The 22,372-nt window shown below is 63.6% G+C and carries 26 protein-coding genes; 13 read left to right on the top strand and 13 right to left on the bottom strand.

Annotated features, from left to right (window positions below; translation table 11 throughout):
* The first annotated feature begins 428 nt into the window (after positions 1 to 428).
* Both J6497_RS33355 and J6497_RS33360 read left to right on the top strand, forming a co-directional pair.
* Positions 429 to 1,196 carry an SDR family NAD(P)-dependent oxidoreductase gene (locus J6497_RS33355; protein WP_225708457.1) on the top strand — a complete coding sequence of 256 codons (768 nt, stop codon included), beginning with the start codon at positions 429 to 431 and terminating at the stop codon, positions 1,194 to 1,196.
* Positions 1,197 to 1,356: 160 nt separating this feature from the next.
* Positions 1,357 to 1,608: a helix-turn-helix domain-containing protein gene (locus J6497_RS33360; protein ID WP_225708458.1), complete on the top strand. Its 252-nt coding sequence runs from the start codon at positions 1,357 to 1,359 to the stop codon at positions 1,606 to 1,608.
* Positions 1,609 to 1,618: 10 nt separating this feature from the next.
* Here J6497_RS33360 and J6497_RS33365 read toward each other — a convergent pair whose 3' ends face one another.
* Positions 1,619 to 1,933 carry a hypothetical protein gene (locus J6497_RS33365; protein WP_225708459.1) on the bottom strand — a complete coding sequence of 105 codons (315 nt, stop codon included), beginning with the start codon at positions 1,931 to 1,933 and terminating at the stop codon, positions 1,619 to 1,621.
* Positions 1,934 to 2,017: 84 nt separating this feature from the next.
* Here J6497_RS33365 and J6497_RS33370 point away from each other — a divergent pair, with 84 nt between their 5' ends.
* Complete coding sequence (locus J6497_RS33370) at positions 2,018 to 2,503, top strand: collagen-like protein (protein ID WP_225708460.1); 486 nt, start codon at positions 2,018 to 2,020, stop codon at positions 2,501 to 2,503.
* Positions 2,504 to 2,541: 38 nt separating this feature from the next.
* On the opposite strand, the gene J6497_RS33375 is transcribed toward J6497_RS33370, so the two are convergent.
* The gene (locus J6497_RS33375) at positions 2,542 to 2,808 is read right to left on the bottom strand and encodes a DUF2277 domain-containing protein (protein ID WP_225708461.1); all 267 of its coding nucleotides are present in this window, start codon (positions 2,806 to 2,808) and stop codon (positions 2,542 to 2,544) included.
* Positions 2,809 to 2,952: 144 nt separating this feature from the next.
* Between J6497_RS33375 and J6497_RS33380 the strand changes: the two genes are divergently transcribed.
* Positions 2,953 to 3,198: a DUF2188 domain-containing protein gene (locus J6497_RS33380; protein WP_225708462.1), complete on the top strand. Its 246-nt coding sequence runs from the start codon at positions 2,953 to 2,955 to the stop codon at positions 3,196 to 3,198.
* An 86-nt stretch (positions 3,199 to 3,284) separates the two neighbouring features.
* Positions 3,285 to 3,890, top strand: coding sequence for a pyridoxamine 5'-phosphate oxidase family protein (locus J6497_RS33385; protein WP_225708463.1), 606 nt, complete (start codon positions 3,285 to 3,287; stop codon positions 3,888 to 3,890).
* A gap of 53 nt (positions 3,891 to 3,943) precedes the next feature.
* Here the strand turns inward: J6497_RS33385 and bfr are convergent, their stop codons facing one another.
* Both bfr and J6497_RS33395 read right to left on the bottom strand, forming a co-directional pair.
* Positions 3,944 to 4,429, bottom strand: coding sequence for a bacterioferritin (gene bfr, locus J6497_RS33390; RefSeq protein ID WP_225708464.1), 486 nt, complete (start codon positions 4,427 to 4,429; stop codon positions 3,944 to 3,946).
* Positions 4,430 to 4,562: 133 nt separating this feature from the next.
* The gene (locus tag J6497_RS33395; RefSeq protein WP_225708465.1) at positions 4,563 to 4,826 is read right to left on the bottom strand and encodes a (2Fe-2S)-binding protein; all 264 of its coding nucleotides are present in this window, start codon (positions 4,824 to 4,826) and stop codon (positions 4,563 to 4,565) included.
* Positions 4,827 to 5,094: 268 nt separating this feature from the next.
* Here J6497_RS33395 and J6497_RS33400 point away from each other — a divergent pair, with 268 nt between their 5' ends.
* The gene (locus tag J6497_RS33400; protein ID WP_225708466.1) at positions 5,095 to 5,397 is read left to right on the top strand and encodes a hypothetical protein; all 303 of its coding nucleotides are present in this window, start codon (positions 5,095 to 5,097) and stop codon (positions 5,395 to 5,397) included.
* Between the two features lie 232 nt (positions 5,398 to 5,629).
* Positions 5,630 to 5,911 carry a hypothetical protein gene (locus J6497_RS33405; RefSeq protein ID WP_225120370.1) on the top strand — a complete coding sequence of 94 codons (282 nt, stop codon included), beginning with the start codon at positions 5,630 to 5,632 and terminating at the stop codon, positions 5,909 to 5,911.
* Positions 5,912 to 5,994: 83 nt separating this feature from the next.
* On the opposite strand, the gene J6497_RS33410 is transcribed toward J6497_RS33405, so the two are convergent.
* The 3 genes from J6497_RS33410 to ettA all read right to left on the bottom strand — a co-directional run bounded on the left by J6497_RS33410 (position 5,995) and on the right by ettA (position 9,668).
* Positions 5,995 to 7,224, bottom strand: coding sequence for a lytic murein transglycosylase (locus J6497_RS33410; RefSeq protein ID WP_376708312.1), 1,230 nt, complete (start codon positions 7,222 to 7,224; stop codon positions 5,995 to 5,997).
* A 112-nt stretch (positions 7,225 to 7,336) separates the two neighbouring features.
* Positions 7,337 to 7,921 carry a TIGR00645 family protein gene (locus J6497_RS33415; protein WP_225708467.1) on the bottom strand — a complete coding sequence of 195 codons (585 nt, stop codon included), beginning with the start codon at positions 7,919 to 7,921 and terminating at the stop codon, positions 7,337 to 7,339.
* Positions 7,922 to 8,018: 97 nt separating this feature from the next.
* Positions 8,019 to 9,668, bottom strand: a complete 1,650-nt coding sequence (gene ettA / locus J6497_RS33420) for an energy-dependent translational throttle protein EttA (RefSeq protein WP_225708468.1) — start codon at positions 9,666 to 9,668, stop codon at positions 8,019 to 8,021.
* 254 nt (positions 9,669 to 9,922) lie between these two features.
* On the opposite strand from ettA, the gene J6497_RS33425 reads away from it, so the two are divergent.
* Positions 9,923 to 10,123, top strand: a complete 201-nt coding sequence (locus J6497_RS33425) for a hypothetical protein (RefSeq protein WP_225708469.1) — start codon at positions 9,923 to 9,925, stop codon at positions 10,121 to 10,123.
* Positions 10,124 to 10,228: 105 nt separating this feature from the next.
* A complete protein-coding gene (locus J6497_RS33430; protein ID WP_225708470.1) occupies positions 10,229 to 11,191 on the top strand; it encodes a D-2-hydroxyacid dehydrogenase family protein in 963 nt (320 codons plus the stop codon).
* On the opposite strand, the gene J6497_RS33435 is transcribed toward J6497_RS33430, so the two are convergent.
* Entirely contained in the window at positions 11,192 to 12,169 is a 978-nt protein-coding gene (locus tag J6497_RS33435) for a sugar-binding transcriptional regulator (protein ID WP_225708471.1), read from the bottom strand.
* Positions 12,170 to 12,293: 124 nt separating this feature from the next.
* On the opposite strand from J6497_RS33435, the gene J6497_RS33440 reads away from it, so the two are divergent.
* Genes J6497_RS33440 through J6497_RS33450 form a run of 3 tightly spaced genes read left to right on the top strand, consistent with a single transcriptional unit; the run spans position 12,294 to position 16,083 of the window.
* Positions 12,294 to 13,499: an ABC transporter substrate-binding protein gene (locus J6497_RS33440; RefSeq protein ID WP_225708472.1), complete on the top strand. Its 1,206-nt coding sequence runs from the start codon at positions 12,294 to 12,296 to the stop codon at positions 13,497 to 13,499.
* Positions 13,499 to 14,809, top strand: a complete 1,311-nt coding sequence (locus J6497_RS33445) for an amidase (RefSeq protein ID WP_225708473.1) — start codon at positions 13,499 to 13,501, stop codon at positions 14,807 to 14,809. The genes J6497_RS33440 and J6497_RS33445 overlap by 1 nt, the downstream gene beginning before the upstream one ends.
* Complete coding sequence (locus J6497_RS33450) at positions 14,809 to 16,083, top strand: alkaline phosphatase family protein (RefSeq protein WP_225708474.1); 1,275 nt, start codon at positions 14,809 to 14,811, stop codon at positions 16,081 to 16,083. Before J6497_RS33445 ends, J6497_RS33450 begins: the two co-directional genes overlap by 1 nt.
* 26 nt (positions 16,084 to 16,109) lie before the next feature.
* Here J6497_RS33450 and J6497_RS33455 read toward each other — a convergent pair whose 3' ends face one another.
* The 3 genes from J6497_RS33455 to J6497_RS33465 all read right to left on the bottom strand — a co-directional run bounded on the left by J6497_RS33455 (position 16,110) and on the right by J6497_RS33465 (position 19,230).
* Entirely contained in the window at positions 16,110 to 17,078 is a 969-nt protein-coding gene (locus tag J6497_RS33455) for an NAD-dependent epimerase/dehydratase family protein (protein ID WP_225708475.1), read from the bottom strand.
* Positions 17,079 to 17,135: 57 nt separating this feature from the next.
* On the bottom strand, positions 17,136 to 17,918 hold the full coding sequence (locus J6497_RS33460; RefSeq protein ID WP_225708476.1) for a DUF4336 domain-containing protein: 783 nt from the start codon (positions 17,916 to 17,918) through the stop codon (positions 17,136 to 17,138).
* A 91-nt stretch (positions 17,919 to 18,009) separates the two neighbouring features.
* Positions 18,010 to 19,230 carry a L,D-transpeptidase gene (locus J6497_RS33465; RefSeq protein WP_446479933.1) on the bottom strand — a complete coding sequence of 407 codons (1,221 nt, stop codon included), beginning with the start codon at positions 19,228 to 19,230 and terminating at the stop codon, positions 18,010 to 18,012.
* Positions 19,231 to 19,541: 311 nt separating this feature from the next.
* Here J6497_RS33465 and J6497_RS33470 point away from each other — a divergent pair, with 311 nt between their 5' ends.
* Entirely contained in the window at positions 19,542 to 20,336 is a 795-nt protein-coding gene (locus J6497_RS33470; RefSeq protein ID WP_225708477.1) for a hypothetical protein, read from the top strand.
* 9 nt (positions 20,337 to 20,345) lie between these two features.
* Here the strand turns inward: J6497_RS33470 and sseA are convergent, their stop codons facing one another.
* Positions 20,346 to 21,203 (bottom strand): 3-mercaptopyruvate sulfurtransferase, encoded by an 858-nt coding sequence (gene sseA / locus J6497_RS33475; RefSeq protein WP_225708478.1) that lies wholly within the window; start codon positions 21,201 to 21,203, stop codon positions 20,346 to 20,348.
* Between the two features lie 660 nt (positions 21,204 to 21,863).
* Positions 21,864 to 22,277, bottom strand: a complete 414-nt coding sequence (locus J6497_RS33480; RefSeq protein ID WP_225708479.1) for a rhodanese-like domain-containing protein — start codon at positions 22,275 to 22,277, stop codon at positions 21,864 to 21,866.
* Positions 22,278 to 22,372 lie beyond the last annotated feature (95 nt).

The raw sequence follows: 22,372 nt of genomic DNA on the forward strand, positions 1-22,372 counted from the left end.
GCCGTCGAGCGCCACGTCCAGCTTCCGTTTGCCGGTATCGATCCCGGCGCAGATTGTGATAGGCTTGGCCATCTTCGTCGACCCTCCCTTGTGATGCGAACCTGAAGTTCGTTCAACCATTCGGGTCCCGATGAAGCGCCGACCGCGATCTTGCTACAAGGCAGCCTCAAGGCTTCGGTGGGCAGCGATCCGATCGATCGGCAGCCCAGCTCGGGCGGCCACCCGGGCTGGGCCATTCCTCACGGAACGATCTCACTCTACTCCAACGCGCTAATACAAGGGTGGGCAAAGGCGCGAAAGCGCCGTGCCCACCATCAAGCACTCCGCTCGCGATGGTGGGCACACTTACGCTTTGCCCACCCTACAAATTCCTCGTGATTTGAACTACCCTCCATGCGGCGTTCAACAACAAGCAAGAGGAAACATCCATGGCCTTTCTCGAAAACCACATCGCCGTCGTCACCGGCGCGGGCTCCGGCATCGGCCGCGCGATCGCAGCCGGCTACGCGCGCGAAGGCGCACGCGTCGTGCTGCTCGACGTCAACGAGGGCGCGGCGGCCGAAGCGGCGAAGGAGATCCGCGACACAGGCGGCAAAGCCGACAGCTTTGCGCTCGACGTCACCAGGCGCGAGGATTGCGTTGCGCTTGGAAAGGAGATTGCCGGGAAGATCGGACAGGTCTCGATCCTCGTCAACAATGCCGGGATCGCGCGGCGCAACGGCATGCTCGGCGCCGACGAGGCTGTCATCAAGGATTGGGAAGACGTCATCGCGATCAATCTCACCGGCGTCTTCAACGTGACGCATGCGTTCCTTCCGCAGATCCGCGCCGCGAAGGGGCGCATCGTCAATATCGGATCGATCCAGTCCTTCGTGCATGTGCGCACGCCGAGTTCACCGGCCTACACCGCCTCGAAGCACGGCGTGCTCGGATTTACCAAGGCGCTCGCCGCCGAGCTCGGCAAGGAAGGCGTGCGCGTCAACGCGATCGGTCCCGGCTTCATCGAGACGCCGCTGAACGCCCAGACGCGCGCGACCAATCCGGAGCTCGCGAAGACCTTCATCGCGCATACTCCACTCGGCCGCGCCGGCAAGGCGGAGGACATCGTGGGACCGGCGATCTTCCTCGCCTCCGATCTGTCGGCCTATGTCACAGGATCGATCGTGATGGTGGATGGCGGTTACCGGGCGGTGTGAGCACCGCCGCCGGCGGGAACCATGCGCAAATGTGGATGGTAACGATTTCGTTAAGCGTTTGTTAACCATCTGCGCCCACCGTCTCGCGCGGGCATGGGGTTTTGGTGTTCTCGATGTTTCCGATTCGCATGTTGCGAACGGGCGTTGCTCGGGAGGTGTCATGTCCTACGTGTCCACGCATCCCCTGCCGGAGATTCCGGCGGCCTCACTTGCCCCCAATGAAATCGTGCCGCTGCTGATCGGAGCCACCGTCGGCGAGGTCGAGCGCGAGCTGGTGCTGCAAACACTGATGCGCTGCAATGGCAACCGCACCCGCGCCGCGCGCGTGCTCGGCGTTTCCGTGCGCACCTTGCGCAACAAGATCAGGAGCTATTCGGCTGACGGAATCGAAGTCCCCGGGCCGAGCGATTAAGCGGAGCTGGCTACGCGTGCGATCGCGTGCTTCTCACCCAGGCGCCGAGCGTGATGACGAGCGAGAGCGCCGCGACGCTTCCCGCGATCAGTTCGATAGCGCGCAGCACGAAAGCGGTCTGGACCGACAACAGCGGCTGAGGCTCCTCGGCAAAGCCGATCGGCACGATGTCGGGCACCAACAGCCGCTCGGCACCGAAGGCAATCGCGAATAGGGCCAGCGACAGCAAGAAGATCTTCCAGCCTGCGTTCACGGCTTCGCTCCCGTTCCACCACCACACTGCGACGATGCCATGGCCCGCGAATGCATCATTGATGTTGATCAATCCGGCAATGGCCGCTCGCGCAATTGAAGCAGTCGCGAAACGCCGCTAAGAACGCGCGACGCAATTTTCTTTCGGAGTGCAGCTGTGGCCGATGATGCTTCCAGCCGGCGCGGACCACCGGGACCGCCGGGCCCACGTGGCCGGCCCGGCGAACAGGGGCGGCCGGGACCGCAGGGACATCCCGGCCGGCGCGGCCCGGATGGCGCCCGCGGCAAGCCGGGCCCTCAAGGCAAGCCGGGAGCACCGGGCAAGCCCAGTCCGCAAGGCAAAAGGGGCGAACCAGGCCAGCAGGGTGCGCCCGGTCCGCAAGGTCCCGCCGGGCCGCAAGGGCCGGCCGGTCCGCGCGGCGAGCCGGGCCCGCCCGGGCAATTGCCGTCGATCGAACAGGTGATGCCCTGGCTGCACATGATCTTTGACGCCTGGGAAGACTATCGCCGCCAGCGCGAGCAGGAGGCGGCCGAGCGCGAAGCGCTGGCTGCGGCCGTGACCGAGCAGCCCGACGGCCTCGACGATCCCGATGATGACGAGGATCGCAAGGAGAAGAAAAAGAAGAAGAAGGACAAGAAATAGGCCGCCAGTCGATCGAGCCAGATCACGCCCGGCGCAGCTCACCCGAACCGCAGCCGCGAACGCTCCCTCGCCTTTTCCGCCTCCACCTCGCGGTCGCGCGCCGGTGCCGTGGTGTGTAACGAGGCGAGAAGCCGGCGCGCGGCATCGGAGACCTCGGCAACCGCGCGATTGAAGGCGGCTTCATTGGCCTGCGACGGCTTGTTGAAGCCGGATAGTTTGCGCACGAATTGCAGCGCGGAAGCGTTGATCTCGTCCTCGCTCGCGGGCGGTTCGAAGTTGAACAACGTCTTGATGTTGCGGCACATGCTTTGCTCCTGTCACCGGCGAGCTGGATCCATCGCCCGATCCCAGGACGATCGGCCCATGGAAATTCCTACATCATCGCCTATTCTGTCATGAAAGCGCCGGTAGCTTCACCCTCCCGGCCGCAGCTGTGAAGCGAGTTCCCGATGAGCCATGTGATCTACAAGGTCGTCGAACATGATGGCGGATGGGCCTACACGGTGGACGGCGTGTTCTCCGAACCGTTCGCCACCCACGCCGCGGCGCTGGCTGCAGCTCGCCGTGCCGCCGCCGAGCAACGCGTGCCCGGGCGCACCGAGGCGATCGAGTATGAAACCTCCGACGGTCAATGGCGCACCGAGACGGCCGCCGGCACCGACCGCCCCGAGACGGATGTCGAGGATCGCGGCTGAGCATGAACACGCTTCCGCCAGTGCGGGATGACGGCGGAATTGCGTGATGATACGCTCGTCACAAATACGACATCCGGAGAGCGCCCGTGACTGATCTTGCCGCCACCGACCTCGCCTCGATCTATCCAAAGCCGACCGCGCGCGTGATCGCAAAAGCACGGCCGGAGATCGATGTGCATGCGAGGAAGTTCATCGGCATGTCGCCGTTCTGCGTGCTGGCGACGTCCGGCTCCGACGGCAGTGTCGATGCCTCCCCGCGCGGTGGCAATCCGGGCTTCATCAGCGTCGCCTCGCCGAACCTTCTGTTGATGCCGGACCGCTCCGGCAACAACCGCATCGACAGCTTCCGGAACATCGTCGAGGGCTCAGGCTTTGTGCAGCTCATCTTCTTCGTGCCGGGAATCGACGAGACGCTGCGGGTCGGCGGCAAGGGACGGGTGTCGGGTGATCCCGACCTGCTGGCTTCGATGGTGGAATTCGGCAAGCCGCCGCGCGCGGTGCTGCGCATCGACGTGACGGAAGCCTATTTCCACTGCGGAAAGGCCTTGATGCGCTCGAAACTGTGGTCGGCTGACACTCGCGTCGAGCGCAAGGTCTTCCCGAGCATCAGCGAAGTGATCCACGACCAGACCACGCTCGGCGAACCGGAGAGCCAGGCGGCGGTGGAAGAGCGCTACAAGACGCAGCTCTGAGGGCTGGCGCGCATCACCCTCCCCTTTCAGGAGTGGGTGATGATCCGCAGCGCTCAGTCCCCGTTCTCGAGATGGCCGACGTGCTTCTGAGTGTAGAGCTCAAGGCCGATGCGCTCGATCAGGTCGAGCTGAGTCTCGAGGAAGTCGATATGGTGTTCCTCGTCCTTCATCAGTTTCTCGAATAGGTCGCGGCTGACGTAGTCTTTTACGCTGTGACAATATGTGGCCGCTTCCTCGTAGAGTGCGCGGGCGCTCATCTCGGCGGCCAGATCGCACTCGATGATTTCCCGAACGTTTTGGCCGATCCGCAGGGGATCCAGCACCTGCATGTTGGGAAAGCCGTCGAAGAAAATGATGCGGTCGGTGAGTTTGTCGGCGTGCTCCATCTCCTCGATGGATTCCTTGCGCCATACCTTGGCCATCTCCAACAGACCCCAATTGTGGAGGAATCTGTAGTGCAGCCAGTATTGATTGATAGCCGTAAGCTCGTGGCGCAGACCCTTGTTGAGATATTCGATGACCTTAGGGTCGCCCTGCATAGTCCACTCCAAATCCTCAGAGGGCCCCGATCGGGCCTGAATCAAAATTTAGAACGCTTCTAAATCAGATTTGAGGCAGGAGCAAGGCTCCACCTTGGCGACACCAGCACGAAAATCGGGGGAACTCGGGGATTCAGCAGGCCGCGAGCGCGAACTCAGTCTGCACCGGTTCCTCGGCCGCCTCGTGACTGTGCGGGCAGCCGGCACAGCAAGCCTTGGCGCAGGGGCCGAGGGCCTCGTCGATGATGGTCTTGATGGTCCGGGCGCAGCGGCCGCATTCGGCGCTGCAGCCGAGGCAGCCATAGAGCTGCTTCGCATTTCGCGGCAAGGACTGGCCGGCGCTCACGGCATTGCGGACGTCGTGGTCGCTAAGGATGTTGCAGGAACAAACGATCATCGAAAAGGCGGGTCCGGTCGGTGATACTGACCTAAGAAATATTGAACGCGACCAGACGAAGCAAAAGGAAAAACCGGAATTTGAAGCAATTCCAAACTGATGGCGGAGGTAGATTGGAATGGCTCTAAGTCTGATCTGGATCATCGCACCACACGCTAGCCACTGTTTCTCCGATCATCCGCCGCGGCGTTGATTGATCGTCACGGGGAAATGTGGAACTCTGATAGAGATCAGCGCTCCAGGAGATGACTCGAAGAAAGGTGAGGCCATGAGGAAGACATTGCTCGGATTTGCCGCCATTGCATTGGCCGGCTCGATCGTGGCGGCACCTCCTCCAGCGCACGCGCAGCGCGGCGTTGCCGCGGGCGTTGCAGCCGGCCTTATCGGGGGCGCCCTTATTGGCGGCGCGATCGCCTCGCAGAACCGCTACTACGGACCCGGCTACTACGGTCCGGGCCCAGGCTACTACGTCGCCGATCCCTACGAATACGGTCCGCCCTGCGTATGGCAGCGCCAACGTTTCTGGGATGGCTATGGTTGGCGGGTTCGTAGCGTGCGCGTTTGCGATTAACGCGCATTCACCTTCATTAAATCTCACACAGGAAGCTGGAAAAACCTTGGGTTTTCCGGAACCTTAACAGCTGATGGCCAGAAAAAACCTTTTTCTCAGGCCATTAGCGCGCAGACGTTTACTTTCGATTGACTGTTGTGCGCTCTTTTTGCGACAGGCGTTTCGAAACCAGCGTGCGAGTCATCGTTAAACCCGGCGTCGGCTGAAGGCGCCATCCAGGAGAACCCAAGACATGAAGAAGACATTAGCTGCCTTCGTCGCGGTCGCCACGATTGCCGGTTCGCTGGCGGTCGCCCCGGCTGCTAACGCCAGAGACGGCGCGGTCGCGGCCGGCGTTGCCGGCGGCCTGATCGGCGGCGCGCTGCTCGGCGGCGCCATTGCAGCGAGCCGTCCGGCTCCGGTCTATGTCGCGCCGGCCCCGGTCTATGTCGAAGAACCTCCGTGCCGCATGGTTCGCGAGCGCTTCTGGGACGGCTACGGCTGGCGTTTCCGTCGCGTTGAGGTTTGCGACTAACCGCCATCGACGCGAACTCCGCGTTTTGCTTCAAAACCCGGCCTTTCGCGGCCGGGTTTTTGTTTGTCGATCGCAGCCCTAGCCTAGCGCGCCGCGCTCATGGAACGCAGCACCGCTTCGCTCGGCCAGCAATCGACCTTCAGGCCTGCCGATTTCTGGTAGGCGCCGAGCGCGGCGCGGGTCAGCATCCCGGCCTTGCCGTCGAGCTTGTCCTTGTAGAGACCGATCCGCGTGAGATGACGCTGCATCGCCTCGACATCGGTGGTGCGTAATTGCGTCGTCGCCGACCAGGGCGTCGCGAACGGCAGCGGACTCGTCATTCGGTCGGCTAGATGGCCGACGAACAGCACATAGAGATCCGAGAAATTGTATTCCTTGATGACGAAGTAGTTCTTCGTGGTCAGGAATGCCGGACCGTAGATGCCTTCGGGCTGCAACAATGAGGCGGGCTGCGCCTGCTCCGTCGCATTGAGCTTCTGTCCGCGCACCGGCACAAAGCCTGAGCGCAGCCATTCGCCGATCGGTCTCGACACTTCGGGCACGCCCATCGTGCAATCGACATTGGTCGGCGCCTTCACCTCGTAGGCCCAGCGCACGCCCTTCTGCCACCCTTTGTTGACGAGCTGCTGGGCGGCGGAAGCGAGCGCATCCGGCACCGAGTGCCAGATGTCGATGCGGCCATCTCCGTCGAGATCGACGCCGTGCTTGTAGTATTCGGACGGCAGGAACTGCGTGAGCCCGGTCGCGGCGGCCCAGGACGAGCGCATCTCCTGGCGCGTCACCGCGCCCTCGCCGAGGATCTTCAGCGCGAGGATGAACTCGGTGCGGTACTGGTCCTTGCGGCGGCCGACATAGGCCTGCGTCGCGACCACGCGCAGCGTGTCGTAAGGCAGCTTGTAGCGGCCGTAATCGGTCTCGCGCCCCCAAATTGCGAGCACCACGGTCGCGGGCACGCCGAAGCGATTTTCGATCTCATTGAGGTCAGCGCGATATTTCTGCATCAGCCGCTGCCCTTCGGCCGCGAGCCGCGCAATCGAGGCTTCCTTGATATAATCCGCCGGCACCTGGACGAATTCGGCCTGCGACGGCGCACCGGTCGCCGGACGGCCCGGCAGGATCAGGTCCGGCAGCTTGTAATCAGGCTCAAGCCCGCGCGTCTCGCGATCGAACGTCGCGCGCGATACGCCGGCAGCCTGCGCCTCCGGCCACAGCGAAGCGATGAACTGAGTGAAGGCCGCATCGGCGGCGCGGGCGGGTGAGGCCGCTGCTAACGTCAAGAAAAGGCCGAAGGCGAGCGCGCGAAGGAATGGCAAGTCGAACGGCCTATTCACACAGCGGTCCAATCGGAGTGCCGTCCTGTTCTCACAGCGGATATCGGTCGCACTCCGTGTATAAACCTAGCACGACCTCCCGATAGCTGCACGTTCAATGTTCAGCCGCCTGCCTGGCGTCTTCAACCGACGCGTTCGACAGCCGGTCGACCACGGCAATGCCGATCGCGGACAGGATGAAGACGGTGTGGATGATGGTCTGCCACATCACGCCCGTCTCTGTGTAGTTGGTCTTGCCCGACGCCAATGCACCGGCCTCGATGAATGTCCGCAACAGGTGGATCGAGGAGATGCCGATGATCGCCATCGCGAGCTTGATCTTGAGCACGCTGGCGTTGACGTGGCTCAGCCATTCCGGCTCGTCGGGATGGCCCCGCAGGTTGAGACGCGAGACGAAGGTCTCGTAGCCGCCGACGATCACCATCACCAGGAGGTTCGAGATCATGACGACGTCGATCAGGCCGAGCACCGCCAGCATGATCTGCTGCTCGCTGAAATCGAAGGCGTGGGCGAATAGGTGCCACAACTCCTTGATGAACAGCACCACATAGACGCCCTGGGCGATAATCAGCCCGACATAAAGCGGCAATTGCAGCCAGCGCGATCCGAAGATCAGCATGGGAACCGGACGCAGCGATATGCTCTTCGGCGGCACGGATGCGTCGGAGGTGGCAGACATTCTGAATGGCTCGCGGCAGGATTGGAGATTGCGGAGCGCTATATCTACGCAATCTCCCGGCGGTGAAAAGCGACAACTGGCCGCAGCAGGAACGCCGTTACCGCGTCAGCTTCTTATACTTCAGGCGATGCGGGATGATCGAATCCTGGCCAAGACGTCGCAGCTTATCCTTTTCGTAATCCTGGAAATTGCCTTCGAACCATTCGACATGGCTGTCGCCTTCGAAGGAGAGGATGTGAGTGGCGATACGGTCGAGGAACCAGCGGTCGTGGCTGATGATCACGGCGCAGCCGGCGAAATCCTCCAACGCCTCTTCGAGCGCGCGCAGCGTATCGACGTCGAGGTCGTTGGTGGGCTCGTCGAGCAGCAGCACGTTGGCGCCGGACCTCAGCATCTTGGCAAGATGCACGCGGTTGCGTTCGCCGCCCGAAAGTGAGCCAACCTTCTTCTGCTGATCGGCGCCCTTGAAATTGAAGGCCGAACAATAGCCGCGCGAATTCACCTCGCGCCTGCCGAGCAGGATCAGTTCGTTTCCGCCGGAAATCTCCTCCCACACCGTCTTGTTGGCCTCCAGGCTGTCGCGCGACTGGTCGACATAGCCGAGATGAACGGACTCGCCGATCGTGATGGTGCCCTGATCCGGCTTCTCCTGGCCGGTGATCATGCGGAACAGCGTGGTCTTGCCGGCGCCGTTCGGACCGATCACGCCGACGATGCCGCCGGGCGGCAGCTTGAAGGTGAGATTGTCGATCAGCATGCGATCGCCGAACGATTTCGTCAGGCCCTCGAAATCGACGACGTTCTGGCCGAGCCGTTCGGCAACGGGGATGATGATCTGCGCGGTCTGCGTCTGCTTCTCGCTCGCCTTCTTGAGCAGTTCTTCGTAGCGCTGGTAGCGCGCCTTGGATTTGGCCTGGCGCGCCTTCGGCGAGGCCGCGATCCATTCCTGCTCGCGCGCGAGCGTGCGCTGATGCGCGGCCTCTTCGCGGCCCTCCTGCTCGAGCCGCTTCTGCTTCTGCACCAGCCAGGAGGAGTAATTGCCCTCATAGGGAATGCCGCGGCCGCGATCGAGCTCGAGGATCCAGCCCGTGACGTTGTCCAGGAAGTAGCGGTCGTGGGTGACGATCAGGATCGCGCCGGGATATTGCCGCAGGTGGCCTTCCAGCCAGGACACCGACTCGGCGTCGAGATGGTTGGTCGGTTCGTCCAGCAGCAGCAGCTCGGGCTGGTCGAGCAAGAGCCGGCACAGCGCGACGCGGCGGCGCTCGCCGCCGGACAGCTTTGTGACGTCGGCGTCGTCGGGCGGACAGCGCAGGGCGTCCATCGCTTGGTCGACCTTGCTGTCGAGATCCCAGAGGCTCTGCGCCTCGATCTCGTCCTGCAACTTAGTCATCTCGTCGGCGGTCTCATCCGAGTAGTTCATCGCCAGCTCGTTGTAGCGATCCAGGATCGCCTTCTGCTTGGCGACGCCCTGCATCACGTTCTCGCGTACGGTCAGCTTGGGATCGAGTTGCGGTTCCTGCTCAAGGTAGCCGACGCGGGCGCCCTGGGCGACCCAGGCTTCGCCCGTGTACTCGTTGTCGATGCCGGCCATGATCTTGAGCAGCGTCGATTTACCGGCGCCGTTGACGCCGAGCACGCCGATCTTGGCCTCCGGGTAGAAGCTCAGGTGGATGTTGTCGAGCACCTTGCGGGTCGGGTAGCTCTTGGTCAGACCTTGCATGAAATAGACGAACTGGCGGGCCATTGAGTCCCCTGGAATCGGCAGGATTTGTGGAAATTTTTGCTGCCGCCGATGTAGCCGCCGGGCCTTCAAAGCGCAACCGCACCCCGCACGTTTTCCATCCGTTCACCCCGATGATTACGGGGTCGAAACCATGTGTGCGCAAGATGACGACAATTGAAACCATCTTTTAATAAATCGGGCGAAATCTCGCTTTCGGCGTCGAAAACGGCATTTTGCGCGAGAAAGCCGCGCATGACGAACAGGAGGGCTGCGTTATGGCAACGAGCACTTCCCTGCCCGCAACCGGGACCGGCCGCGCTGGCCTTGTGAAGATTGTCGCCGAATTCCGCGCCTTCTGCCACGAATTCTTCATCAGGGCGTTCAACCCCTACCGGCCGGAACTGCACTACATGCGCGGACCTGGTCCGGCCTGGCGCGCCAAGCACCGGGTGCGGTCGAGCCTGTCGGATATTTGAGCTGACGTTCCTCAAGTCCGCTTGCGCGACCCGACGATTGCGCGCAACCATGACGATCTCTCCTGACGGTATTCTGTCGTCCTCTCACCAGAGACGGATTCTCCGATGACGCGGCTGCGCTGTGCAATCCTCGACGATTATTTCAACCTGTCACTTTCGGTCGCGGACTGGTCCGGGATCACGGGCCGCGTCGACGTCACCGTATTCAGGGAGCCGTTTGCGAGCCAGGCGGCGGCCGCGAGCACGCTCGCCGATTTCGAGATCATCTGCGCGATGCGTGAGCGCACTGCATTTCCGCGCACGCTGTTCGCAGCGCTGCCCAAGCTGAAACTTCTGCTGACATCAGGCATGCGTAATGCCGCGATCGATGTGGACGCCGCCAAGGACCACAAGGTGGTGCTGTGCGGGACGCAATATAGCCGCGACCCGACAGCTGCCCTGACGCTCGGCCTGATCCTGGAACTCACGCGCGGCATCGGCCGCGAGAACGCGCGGATGCATGCCGGCGAGCCCTGGCAGACCTTTGCCGGCGTCGAGATCGAGGGCTGCACGCTCGGCGTGGTCGGGCTCGGCAAGCTCGGCAGCCGGGTGGCCAAGCTCGCGCAGGCGTTCGGCATGAACGTCATCGCCTGGAGCCCCAACCTGACGGCCGAGAAATGCAAGGAGGTCGGTGTCGGCTACGCCAGCAAGGAGGAGTTGTTTTCGACCGCCGACATCGTCACCATCCATGTGGTGCTGAGCGAGCGCTCGCGCGGGCTCGTGGGCGCCGCCGATCTCGCGCGGATGAAGCCGACGGCCTATCTCGTCAATACCGCGCGCGGGCCGATCGTCGACGAGAACGCACTATTGGAAGTCCTGAGCGCGAAGAAGATCGCGGGTGCGGGCATCGACGTGTTCTCGGTCGAGCCGCTGCCGGTCGACCATCCCTTCCGCAAACTCGGCAACCTCGTGCTGACGCCGCACCTTGGCTACGCGACCCAGGAGAGCCTTGGCATCCATTACGGCCAGATGGTCGAGTGCATCGATGCCTGGACCAAGGGTGGCGAACCGCCGCGGCGACTGGCGTAATCACCGATCTTCGCAAAGGGCGGTCGCGACACGTTCGTCCGTGATCAGGATGTCGGCGAGCCCCGCGCGGATTGCCGCTCTGATGATCGGGAGCTTCTGAAGGCCGCCGGCCGCAAGGATGCGCTCGCGCACCGCCTTGAGATCGCGCATCGACGGATGGATCACGCGCTCGGTCAGGGGATGCGTGACGGTATTGCCATCCTCGTCGAGATAGTGGCCGCAGATATCGCCGACGGCGCCGGCGTCGCGCAGCGATTGCCATGTCTGCCGCGATATAACGCAGTATTCCAGCGCTTTCGATTGTTCGGACAGATCGATCGCGCTGAACAGGGCGATATCCAGCTCGGCGACAATTGCGAGAACCGAGCGAACCGGCTCGCTGGAAACCAGCGCGTCGCGGAGCTGTGCCGTTGGCGCGAACATCGGTGCGGTCACATAGTAGCACGTCGCGCCCAAAGCGCGCGCCATCATCGCTGCGTTGTCGTAAGGGTTGATCGCCGTGCTTTCGGCAAGCCCGCCACACAGCAGAACGACACGACAGCCGTCGCCGGAGCGGCGCCGCAGATTTTGCGCGGCCATGTTGATGGTGCCGCCCCATGTGATACCGAGCGTTCCGGCGGGCGGCAAGTGCTCGGAAATGTAATGGCCGGCGGCGGCGCCGACGAGGTTGCGGACATCGGTATCGCCAATCGGCCCGGGCACGACGATGGCGTTGCGCAACCTGAACCGCGCAACTAGGCGCGCCTCAAGTTCACTGCAGGGACCGAAGGGGCTGGCGATAGAGATCTGGACGACGCCGCGTTCCCGCGCCTCTCCGAGGATCTGGTTGACGCGCTTTCGGGTGATTTTCAGGTGCTGCGCGATGACGTCCTGGGTCTGCCCCTCCTTGTAGTAGTGCCAGCAGATGCGGGCGACCAACGCGTCCCCGTTCTCCGTCTCCGGCCCGAATGTTTCGATTTCCGTCGCCTGTCTGGTCACGCTCTTTCCCCATCGACTTCGATATCTAGGCCGCCTTCATCAGCCGACACATATGTACCACATATGTCACATATGTGTCGCGCCGAATTGTTAGGGTGCGCTGCACCTCACGCGGAGCAGCGAAATGTATCGAAAAATCCTGATTTCAATTGCACTTAGCTCAATACTCACGTCGCCGGCCTTCTCTCAATTTTCGGACAGTAAGGTCGTCATCGGGGTCATGGGCGATCAAAGCGGCGTGGTCTCCGATGTCGGCGGGCCGGGCTCGATCAAGGCCGCGCGGATGGCCGTTGCCGATTTTGGCGGCTCGATCGACGGAGTCCCGATCGAGATCATCACCGCCGATCATCAGAACAAGCCGGATGTCGCTTCAGCCATTGCACGCGAGTGGTTTGACCGGCAAGGCGTCGACGCCATTGTCGACCTGCCCCATTCGGGCGCGGTATTCGCGCTGATGACGATCGCGACCGAGAAGAAGCGGTCGCTCCTGGTATCGGGTGCCGCCAGCGTCGAGATCACCGGCGCACGTTGCTCGCCCTACGTCACCCACTGGACCGACGACACTTACGCGCTAGCGCGCGGCACGGCTGCGGCGCTGACCGAGCAGGGGCAGAAGTCCTGGTTCTTCCTCACTGCCGACTACGCTTTCGGCCACGACCTGGAGAAAGATGCTACCGCCGTGGTGCGGGAGCGCGGCGGCAAGGTGCTCGGCAGCGCGCGCCATCCGCTCAACACCGCCGATTTCGCCTCGCTGTTGTTGCGTGCCCAAAGCTCGAGCGCGCAGGTCGTCGCACTCGCGAGCGCCGGCGCCGATACGGTCAATGCGATCAAGCAGGCCGGCCAGTTCGACATCATGCGCACGCAGAAGATCGCGGCGCTCCACGCTTTCATCACCGATGTCCACAGCCTTGGCCTGGAAGCGGCGCAAGGGCTTATCATCACCACCGGCTTCTATTGGGATGACAGCGACGGCACCCGCGATTTCGCGCTGCGTTTCCTGAAGGAGCACGGCCGAATGCCGACCCGCGAACAGGCCGGCGTCTATTCCGGCGTCCTGCATTTCCTGAAAGCCGCGAGAAGCGCCAATAGCGACGATGCCGTGATCGTCAATGCCGAGATGCGCCAGCTCCCCGTCGATCGGTTCGGGCAGCGGGCTGTCCTGCAGCAGAACGGCCGCCTCGCCTATGACCTCGGCGTCTACAGCGTGAAGTCGCCCGCAGCGAGCCGGCAGCCCTGGGACTATTACGAGCGGATCGCCACCGTTCCCGCCGCGACCGCGTTCCGCTCGGCCGCCGAGTCCGGCTGCAGCATCACAGCCTCGGTTCGATGATGACCGGGTCCACGCTTCCAAATCACCTGTCGGCCAGCGTGCTGGCGAGCAGGCTTAAGCGGGGCGAGACAAGCGCCCTCGATCTGATGAATGCCTGCCTCGACCGGATCGCCGCGCGTGAGCCGGAGGTCAAGGCGTGGACTTTCCTCGATGCGGAACGGGCGCGCGAGCAGGCACGGCGTGCGGACGCGCAGCGCGCCTCAGGCCAATCGCTCGGCGCGCTGCATGGCCTGCCGATCGGGGTGAAAGACGTATTCGACACCGCCGACATGCCTTCCGAATATGGCAGCGAAACGCTTCGCGGCCGGCAGCCGGATGCCGATGCGGACGCCGTTGCGGCACTGCGCCGCGCAGGCGCGATCATTGTCGGCAAGACCGCGACATCCGAATTCGGGATGTACCATCCGAGCCCGACCCGCAATCCTAAGGATCTGTCGCGCTCTCCGGGCGTGTCATCGGCGGGTTCTGCCGCCGCGGTCGTCGACCACATGGTGCCGCTCGCGCTCGGCACGCAGCATACCGCTTCGACTACCCTCCCCGCATCGTATTGCGGCGCATTCGCGTTCAAGGCCTCGTTCGGATTCACGTCGATGGCGGGATCGAATGTGCTGGTGCCGAGGATGGCGCATCTTGGCCTGTTGGCTCGCTCGATCTCGGATTTGTGTCTTTTCGCCGGCGCGTTCGATCCCGCGTTGGCTGCTGTCCAGCCTGCGGCCCCAGTGCCTCGTCTCGGCGTGGTCAAGGGGCCCGGCTGGAAGCTGATCAACGACGATGCGGGCCAAGCATTCGAGACGTTCATCGAGGCACTGCCGACCAAGATCGTCGAGGTCGAACTCCCGGTTGAATTCGATCAGGCGCTCGATGTCGCCTTCGGGCTGCTCAACGCGCATCTCGCTTATCGCTTCGGTTCGAGCCCGGCCGAAATCATCCGCCGCTATTGCGCGCCACTGCAGCAGGGCATCGAAGCCGGCCGCATCATCAGCGCGGCGCGCTACCTCACGCTCGATGCAGAGGCCGACCGTCTCGTTGAACTGGCCTCGCGACTGTTGGTCGAACACGATGCGCTGATCACCCTGTCGGCGCCGGGCGAGGCGATGCGGCTGGAAGAAGGACCGGGCTCCGGCGTCATGTCGATGCCATGGAGCCTCTGCGGCCTGCCGACCGTCTCGCTGCCGCTGCTCAGGGGTGGCCATGGGCTTCCAATTGGCGTTCAACTGATAGGCGCTCGCGGGCGCGATGGCGATCTGTTGCGCGTCGCCGGTTGGGTCGAGAATGCGGCCTGCGAACGCGCTGATGGAGCGGAGGCCTGATGCGACGCACGATCCTTGTCACCCTCGATGGGCTCCGGCGCGATCTCATCGCCCCGGAAACCATGCCGCACCTGGTCGCCTTCAGCCGACGTGCCGAGACTTTCGCCGATTACCGCACCGTATTTCCCTCCTGCACGCGCGTGGTCTCGGCCAGCATCGCCACGGGATGCTTCCCGGCGCGCCATGAACTGCAGGGCAATTCGATGGTGCTGGTGGAGAACGGCGAACTGGTCCCCCATGACGCAGGCACGCCCGACTTCCTGCAGCACAAGCGCAATATCACGGGCCGCTCGCTGGCGGTGCCGACGCTTGCCGAGCGCGTGTCGACCATCGGCGGCGCGATCGTCTTCAGCAATGTCTCGCCCGGTGCCGCGTACGCGCATGATCCCGATGGTTATGGCCACGTCTATCATCGCGCCGGTTCGTTCGGACCGGGCCGTATTCCGATCCCCGAGCCCGATGCGTTGCATGTTCAGCCGGACCTTGGCAGCGATCGGGCGATGACGGAGCGGTTCATCCATGAAGTTGTGTTCGGGCGACGCCCGGCACTCGGCATTCTCTGGCTGGGAGATCCCGACGCAACCCAGCACATCTCTCCCTTGGGCTCCGCCGAGCATCTCGAGGCGCTAAGGCAATCGGATCTGCGGGCGCAGGAGGTGATCGAAGCCGTCGAGGCTTGTCGTGCCCGCGCTGAGGACATCCTGCTCATGATCGGTTCGGACCACGGCCACCAAACCGTGACCAGTGTCGTCGATATCGATCAGGATCTGGTCGCGGCCGGGCTCAAGGATTCCGAACCCTCGCGTGACGTTATCGTCAGTTCGAACGGTACGTCCGCCCTGATCTACGTGCATCCGGATTGCTCCGATCGACTAGGCGCGCTCGCCGCCCACCTCGACCGAGCCGCGTGGGCCGGTCGCATCGTATCGGCCGACGACCTGCACCGTATTGGGCAGGCGCCGCACCATCAGCTTGCCTTCGCGGTTTCAATGCGCGCGAATGATGAGCCCAATGCCTATGGCGTGCGTGGCACGAGCCTCGTCGCCAAACCTTCGTCCGGCAAAGCGGATCGGTTGGGCTGTGGCCAACACGGCGGATTTGGCGCTTACGAACAATCGCCGTTCCTGATGATCAGCGGCAACGGTTTTGCAGCGGGCAAGGTTCGCGAGACCGCCGCCACGGTGGTCGATATCGCCCCAACGATCCTGGCTCACCTTCGACTGGCGCAGGACGGCATGGATGGCGCCGCCCTGCAGCGACGATCGGAGGGCTGACCGCACGGCGCCTTGGCACCATCTGCTCAAGCGGCGGCGCTGTGCCCGTCGGAATGCCCAGCGATTTCGGCACAGCCGGTGCGCCAGGATGGATGCGATGGCTGCCAGCCGAGTTCGCGCCTGGCTTTGACGTTCGAGCCCGCCCGCACCTCGGTCATCATCGCCACCAAGTGTTCGCCGCCGAGCAGGCGGCCGAGCCAAGCCGGCACATGGAATGGCAGTTTGGCGCCTACGATCGCTGCAAGCGCCGGAAGCCATTCGCTGACCTCCGCGGGCTCGTCGTCGACAATGTTGTAGATGTTGCCGGCCTTGCCACGCTCGATTGCAGCAACAGTCGCGGATGCGGCATCAGCGACATGGATGAACGACCACCAGCCGCCGCCATCGCCGATCATAGGTACGCGCCGGCGCCGCAATTGATCGATCATAGCCCGCGAGAGTATGCCGGTATCGGGACCGTAGAACGATCCGTATCGGAGCACGATTCCTTCCGGTTGTTCCGAGCCGGTGACGGTCCGCTCCAGATACTGGATCGCTTCCAGGGTGCGGCGCAATTCCTGCGGCGGATCGGGATCGAGCGGATCGGCCTCTGTCTTGACCGGTGCGCCGCCGCGGCCATAGGTCCAGCCACAGAAGCTTTGCGCAACGAAACGCCGTGTGCCAGCTTCGCGTGCGGCCGCCAGCAGAAAATCGGTGCCGAGGGTGCGCAGCCGGTTGGTGACGGCGAAGGCGCGATCGAAATGGCGGAGATCGGTGACAGCAGCGAGGTCTGTCATCTGATGGACGATCACTTCGGGCTGCTTCGCAAGGACCGCCGCGCGAACGGCCTGTGCATCGAGCCCATCGAGGATGACAGGCTCCGCGCCCATCTGCTTGATAGTCTCGGCTTTGGCTGATGTTCGCGTGGTGCCGATCACCGAATGGCCGGCCAGGATCAGGGCGGGAACGAGTTGCCGGCCGACGGCGCCGGTAGCACCTGCCACAAGGATGCGCATGGCGTGGTTCCCATGTTCGTTGCGACCGCCCGGGACGTAATCGGGCCGAGAATGAATTCAAGCACGCGAGTGTGACGGACGCGCAAACTGACGCAGCAAAATCCAGCGGAACGCGCGCTGCAACTCGGCGCGGCCATCGTGGTCATACCAGCGCCCATGGGCGAGGATGATCCGTTCCGGATCCCAATCGATCATGACTTGGACGGCAGCCTTCACCGCGGCCTTGTTCCGCCAGAAGCTCAACCGCATATCGCGCGGTGTGCTGCCATTGGGGTCTCGAACGCCCCCTGCGCAGATAAGGAACCGCATGAGCCGCGCTTCGACCTTTCGTGCCTCGAAGTTCTCGATCAGGTCGGTGAGGACCAGCGTCCGGGATGACCTGTGGAAGAATGCAACTTCGGTCATGTAGCTGCCCGCGATCGGCAGCGTCGCGATCCGGTCATCCCAGGGATAGCCGGAGGTCCGATCGAGCGTTTCGCAATCGAGGTCCAATCGGCTGCCGGCCTGCTGCCTCGTCTTGGGCGCAAGGAAGACCCGAGCATCCGGATACGCCGCACGCCAATCCGGTATCCACCAGTAGTGCAGCCGGTTCGGCCCGATGATCCAGCGCGGAACCCCCGTCCTGTCGATCTCTGCCTTCAGTTCGGGAACCAAGGGTGTCGGCGAGTGAACGAACAGGTTTCCTCCGGCCAAGCGAAATATCGTCGCCCGCGTGGGAAATGGTGCCTTGAACCAGAACGGGCCGAATTGGATCGCTGGGCCGTCAATGATCCAGACGTCGCCAGCGACCTGCTTGAGCGTGTTCAGTGGCGGATATGTGAGATGATCTTCGTGCAGCATCGCTTCTGCAAACGTCGAAGCGCCGCGTGATGTTGCAACAAACAAAAGGCGCGCTATTCGCGCGCCTTCCGATGTTGGAACTGCAATCGCCCTAGCGGATCGTGACCGGTGCCGGCAGCGGCGGCACTGCGGTTGGCTGCGTGCCCGGCAACGGCACGGCGGCCTGCGCCTGGGTCGGCGGCGGAGCGGCGGCAACGGGCCCACCGGCGGGCGGCGCAGCGGAAGCGGTGGCGGTTCCAGGCGGCGGACCGCCCGGCAGCACCACCACGCGGGTGCCGACCTTCACGCGATCGAAGAGATCGGAGACGTCCTCGTTCAGCATGCCGATGCAGCCCGATGAGACGAACTTGCCGATCGTCGATGGCTGGTTGGTGCCGTGGATGCGATACACGGTCGAGCCGAGATACATCGCGCGCGCGCCGAGCGGATTGCCGGGGCCACCTGCCATGAAGCGCGGCAGATAAGGCTGGCGCTCGATCATCTCGGTCGGCGGATACCAGTCCGGCCATTCCGCCTTGCGGCTGATCTTCTGCACACCGGTCCAGGTGAAGCCGTCGCGGCCGACGCGAACGCCATAGCGCATCGCGCGGCCATTACCCAGGATGTAGTAGAGGTAGGTGTTCGCCGTATCGACCACGATGGTGCCTGCCGGCTCCTTGGTCGCGAACGAGACTTCCTGACGACGCAGGTTCGGCGGTAACTGCACGGGAGCGGCTTCCGGCTGCTCCTCAGGCGGCAGGGCCGCGACCGTCATCGGCTTGCCATCGTTGCCGACCTGCGGCTGCGGCACGGCGCCGGTCACAGTGGGCGTGCCGCCTGCGGCGCCCACGGACTCCGGCGGACGCAGGGCACGATCGTCGCCGCGATCGGGATAATTATAATTTTGCGCCGGGCCCTGAGGACGATCGGCATAGATCACCGGCGGCGGGCCGGACGGACGGCCGTAGCGCGGATCATCCGGCGACAGGATCGGGCCGGTCGGCACGTTACGATCCGAATAGACCGGGGGCGGTGCGGCCATCGGGCGGCCATAGCGGGGATCGTTGGGCGAAAGCACCGGTCCAGGCGACGACAGCGCCGCCGAGTTCTGGCCATTCGGCGCCGACGCGTCGTCGTCCTCTTCAAAGACATCAAAGTCCGACGGGCGGCGATCGTCGCGCACATAGCCGGGCGCCGGCGGAGGATAGGAGCCCTGAGGAGCAGAATAGACCGGACCAGGCCCTGGGGGATAGGCTTGCTGTGCCTGGGCAACCGAAGTTCCTGCCGCGCCGAGCGCAGCGGCAGCACAAATCGTTAGAATGCGGTTGATCATCATCGCTCTTGTATAGTCCCCAAGCCACACCGGACCGTTAACGGCAGTTGAAGGAAGATAGCGGCGCATTCAAGACAATTCCGCGAAATCCGGTCCAGATCGGTCATTTTGTGATTGGGCAGCGATCGCTGCGGCAAAGATGTCTCACCGCCCGGGAAAAATTATTCCTGTGGACTACGGACGTCATCTCTTCGACATTGGTTGCGATATCCTCGAATCGGCTTGATTCGCTGCCTGCGAGCCGGCCTTTCCCTGTGGTCACCGCGTTTCCTCTGGCTCAAAAACACTTCGGCAAAAACGGAACCGCGCCCATGCTTCCCGGCCTTCGCTTCCTGTTCGCGGCGATCGTGCTGTCGACCTCGGTCCTGATCTTTGGGCTGGGCGCCGCCGCGCTGTTGCGGGCTGCCCATGAGGAAGTCGCGAATATCCCGGCGCGGCGCAGCCCGCCAGAGCCGGTCTTCGCGCAAGTCCAAGAGAAGCCATCGACGGAGCCGCCGCCGACACTCGCCATGCTGCGCGTTGATCCGCCTGCGGTAGAGACGACAGAAAAGGCTCCGGAAAGCGCCGAGACGTCGCCTGCTCCCGCTGCGCCAACCGCCGATGCATCCGCGCCAGCCGAGCCCGAGCAGATGGCCGCTGTGACGCCCGATGAGCCTGCCTCGACCGAGGCGCCGCCAGTCGGGCCGCCCGTGGCAGATGCTCTGGAACCCCAGGCACTGCCAACGGCGCCCCAAGCGGAAGCTCCCGCTCCCGCCGCGGAAGTTCCTGCTCCGACCGAGCAAGCCAAGCCCGCGGCGGTTGCCGAGGCTCCGCCTGCAAGCGACGCCACGCCTTCCGCACCGGAGGCGCCGGCCGCGGCGGAAGAGAGTCCGGCGGCGACCAAGATCGCCACGCTGGGTGGCCCAGCCGTCACCGTTGAGAAAAAGACGCCGACGAAACGCGCCGAAACCAAGCCAGGGCAAAGCGGGACCAAGAAGCAGGCACGGACGCAGCGCGCCAAGGAACGCCGGCGCGTCGCGCAGCGCCCACCCACGACGCAGCAGGCGTTGCCTCAGCAGACCTTCGATCCGTTCGGCCAGCCGATGCTCGTGCGCCCGACGCGCTGATTTTCTGGATCACGCAGGTCCTGTTGCGATCGGCGGCCCGTCAGGCAGGCCCCATTCGGCCCAGGATCCGTCATAGAGGGCGCTGCCGCGCACGCCGAGGCGATAGAGCGCGAGCGTCAACACCAGCGCCGAGACACCGGAGCCGCAACTGGTGACGATCGGCTTTGCCGTATCGACGCCGGCGGATGTGAATGCCTTGCGCAATTCATCGAGCGGCTTCATCGCCCCGGTCTTGGCGTCGAACAGATCGGCATAGGGAACGTTGCGGCTGCCGGGGATGTGGCCGGAGCGCCGGCCGGGCCAGGGTTCAGCGATGGTGCCCTCGAAGCGCGGGCGCGGCCGCGCGTCGATCACCTGCTCCTTGTTCATCTGGATATTGCCGAGCAATTGCTCCTTGCTGCGGACAAAGCTCGGATCGAACGTGGCCTGGAATTTTCCAGGCTTCGGTGTGACGGAACCGGATTCGGCCGGACGTCCCTCCGCCTTCCACTTCTGCAAGCCCCCGTCGAGCACCTTCACGTTGGAATGGCCGAACGACAGGAACATCCACCACGCCCGCGGCGCTGCGACCCAGGCGCCAGCGTCGTAGGCGACCACGGCGTCGTCGGAGGAGATGCCGAGTGCGGAGACGTCCTGCGCGAACTGCGCAGCAGTCGGATACATATGCGGGCGCGGGTCGTTCTTATCGGCAATCGCATTGACGTCGAAGAACACCGCACCGGGAAGGTGGGCGGCGATAAAATCGTCCGCCGGCAACGGCAGCACGCCCGGCATCTTGTAGGAGGCGTCGATCACCTTGACCTTGGGGTCGCCGAGATGGGCTGCAAGCCAGTCGGTGGAGACGAGCGGGTCATCGGTTGCGGTCATGCTGCGGATTCCTTGATGTCATTCCAAGAGACGCCGACGGCGCAGATCCAGGATCTTAAGATGAAGCCTCCGGTATCGCCCGGAGCTTTTTCATTCCAGCATCTGCTTTAGATAGGTACGCGGTAGCGCTTCGCGCTATCGCTGCCCTCTTTGGGCGTTTCCTCCCTAGACTTGGGCCGCCTGCATCCCGCAAGCGGCCCTTTTTTCAGGTCAGGAGAAGTGTAACCGTCACCTGCATACGCGCACACGCTTGACAATCCGCCTGCCATGCGGGCCGCGCGTAACCACACTGCGCACCGTGCAAACCTTGCGGTGGTGATAACGGGCTTGGATGATCTCTGAACTGGGAGCCACTGGATGCATCGGCATGGCGGTAGCAGGAACCGAGAAAGACGACAGGCCGACCAAGACAGCGGCGGCAGCGAATCCGAGAGTAACCTTCTTCATTTGCATTTCCTTCATTCCAAGCCCCGCGAGCGCTTCTAAGTTGCACAGGTGAACGCCCGATGAACGCGTGCTCAGGTACCTCGAGCCGATTGATTCAGTGTGCAAGCTTGCGGGCTCGCGCAGAGACTGTCTATCGGGCCGCATTTCGTGCGGACCCGTTTGGGCGCCCTGGAATGACGAGGAGAGAAACGCCGGCGCGTCTCTAATCCCTCTTCAATCCCTCTTCTTCGGCTCCCACTTCTCGATCGGGCCACCGGCATCGCGCCAGGCGGCGAAACCGCCGCTCATATGGGCGACCGGCTTCAGCCCCATGTCCTGCGCAGTCTTCGCGGCGAGTGCCGAGCGCATGCCGCCGGCACAATGGAAGATGAACTTCTTGTCCTCTTGGAAGATCGGCTTGGCGTAGGGGCTCGCCGGATCGATCCAGAATTCGAGCATGCCGCGGGTGCAGGAGAAGGCGCCGGGGATCCTTCCCTCGCGCTCGATCTCGCGGGGATCGCGGATGTCGACGATCACGACATCGTCGTTCGGAAGAAGCTCGACGGCATCGGCCGCGCTGATGGTCTCGATCTCGGCATTGGCATCGTCCATCATCTGCTTGATGCCGCGGTGGATGGTCTGGGGCATGTGGCTCTCCCTGATTGATTCTTGTCATTCCGGGGCGATGCGTAAGCATCGCACTATGACGTGCAATTGCACATCAGAGATTCCATTCCTCCGCC

The sequence above is a fragment of the Bradyrhizobium cenepequi genome, assembly GCF_020329485.1.
Taxonomy (GTDB): domain Bacteria; phylum Pseudomonadota; class Alphaproteobacteria; order Rhizobiales; family Xanthobacteraceae; genus Bradyrhizobium; species Bradyrhizobium cenepequi.

Excerpts from the sequence above, each read along its gene's own strand:
- J6497_RS33455 (WP_225708475.1), bottom strand. The coding sequence starts at position 17,078 with ATGCGCATCCTTGTGGCAGGTGCTACCGGCGCCGTCGGCCGGCAACTC.
- J6497_RS33415 (WP_225708467.1), bottom strand. The coding sequence starts at position 7,921 with ATGTCTGCCACCTCCGACGCATCCGTGCCGCCGAAGAGCATATCGCTG.
- J6497_RS33470 (WP_225708477.1), top strand. The coding sequence starts at position 19,542 with ATGCTTCCCGGCCTTCGCTTCCTGTTCGCGGCGATCGTGCTGTCGACC.
- sseA (WP_225708478.1), bottom strand. The coding sequence starts at position 21,203 with ATGACCGCAACCGATGACCCGCTCGTCTCCACCGACTGGCTTGCAGCC.
- ettA (WP_225708468.1), bottom strand. The coding sequence starts at position 9,668 with ATGGCCCGCCAGTTCGTCTATTTCATGCAAGGTCTGACCAAGAGCTAC.
- J6497_RS33480 (WP_225708479.1), bottom strand. The coding sequence starts at position 22,277 with ATGCCCCAGACCATCCACCGCGGCATCAAGCAGATGATGGACGATGCC.
- J6497_RS33450 (WP_225708474.1), top strand. The coding sequence starts at position 14,809 with ATGCGACGCACGATCCTTGTCACCCTCGATGGGCTCCGGCGCGATCTC.
- J6497_RS33380 (WP_225708462.1), top strand. The coding sequence starts at position 2,953 with ATGAGCCATGTGATCTACAAGGTCGTCGAACATGATGGCGGATGGGCC.
- J6497_RS33405 (WP_225120370.1), top strand. The coding sequence starts at position 5,630 with ATGAAGAAGACATTAGCTGCCTTCGTCGCGGTCGCCACGATTGCCGGT.
- J6497_RS33460 (WP_225708476.1), bottom strand. The coding sequence starts at position 17,918 with ATGCTGCACGAAGATCATCTCACATATCCGCCACTGAACACGCTCAAG.
- J6497_RS33445 (WP_225708473.1), top strand. The coding sequence starts at position 13,499 with ATGACCGGGTCCACGCTTCCAAATCACCTGTCGGCCAGCGTGCTGGCG.
- J6497_RS33355 (WP_225708457.1), top strand. The coding sequence starts at position 429 with ATGGCCTTTCTCGAAAACCACATCGCCGTCGTCACCGGCGCGGGCTCC.
- J6497_RS33375 (WP_225708461.1), bottom strand. The coding sequence starts at position 2,808 with ATGTGCCGCAACATCAAGACGTTGTTCAACTTCGAACCGCCCGCGAGC.
- J6497_RS33430 (WP_225708470.1), top strand. The coding sequence starts at position 10,229 with ATGACGCGGCTGCGCTGTGCAATCCTCGACGATTATTTCAACCTGTCA.
- J6497_RS33425 (WP_225708469.1), top strand. The coding sequence starts at position 9,923 with ATGGCAACGAGCACTTCCCTGCCCGCAACCGGGACCGGCCGCGCTGGC.
- bfr (WP_225708464.1), bottom strand. The coding sequence starts at position 4,429 with ATGCAGGGCGACCCTAAGGTCATCGAATATCTCAACAAGGGTCTGCGC.
- J6497_RS33440 (WP_225708472.1), top strand. The coding sequence starts at position 12,294 with ATGTATCGAAAAATCCTGATTTCAATTGCACTTAGCTCAATACTCACG.
- J6497_RS33360 (WP_225708458.1), top strand. The coding sequence starts at position 1,357 with ATGTCCTACGTGTCCACGCATCCCCTGCCGGAGATTCCGGCGGCCTCA.
- J6497_RS33400 (WP_225708466.1), top strand. The coding sequence starts at position 5,095 with ATGAGGAAGACATTGCTCGGATTTGCCGCCATTGCATTGGCCGGCTCG.
- J6497_RS33465 (WP_446479933.1), bottom strand. The coding sequence starts at position 19,230 with ATGATCAACCGCATTCTAACGATTTGTGCTGCCGCTGCGCTCGGCGCG.
- J6497_RS33395 (WP_225708465.1), bottom strand. The coding sequence starts at position 4,826 with ATGATCGTTTGTTCCTGCAACATCCTTAGCGACCACGACGTCCGCAAT.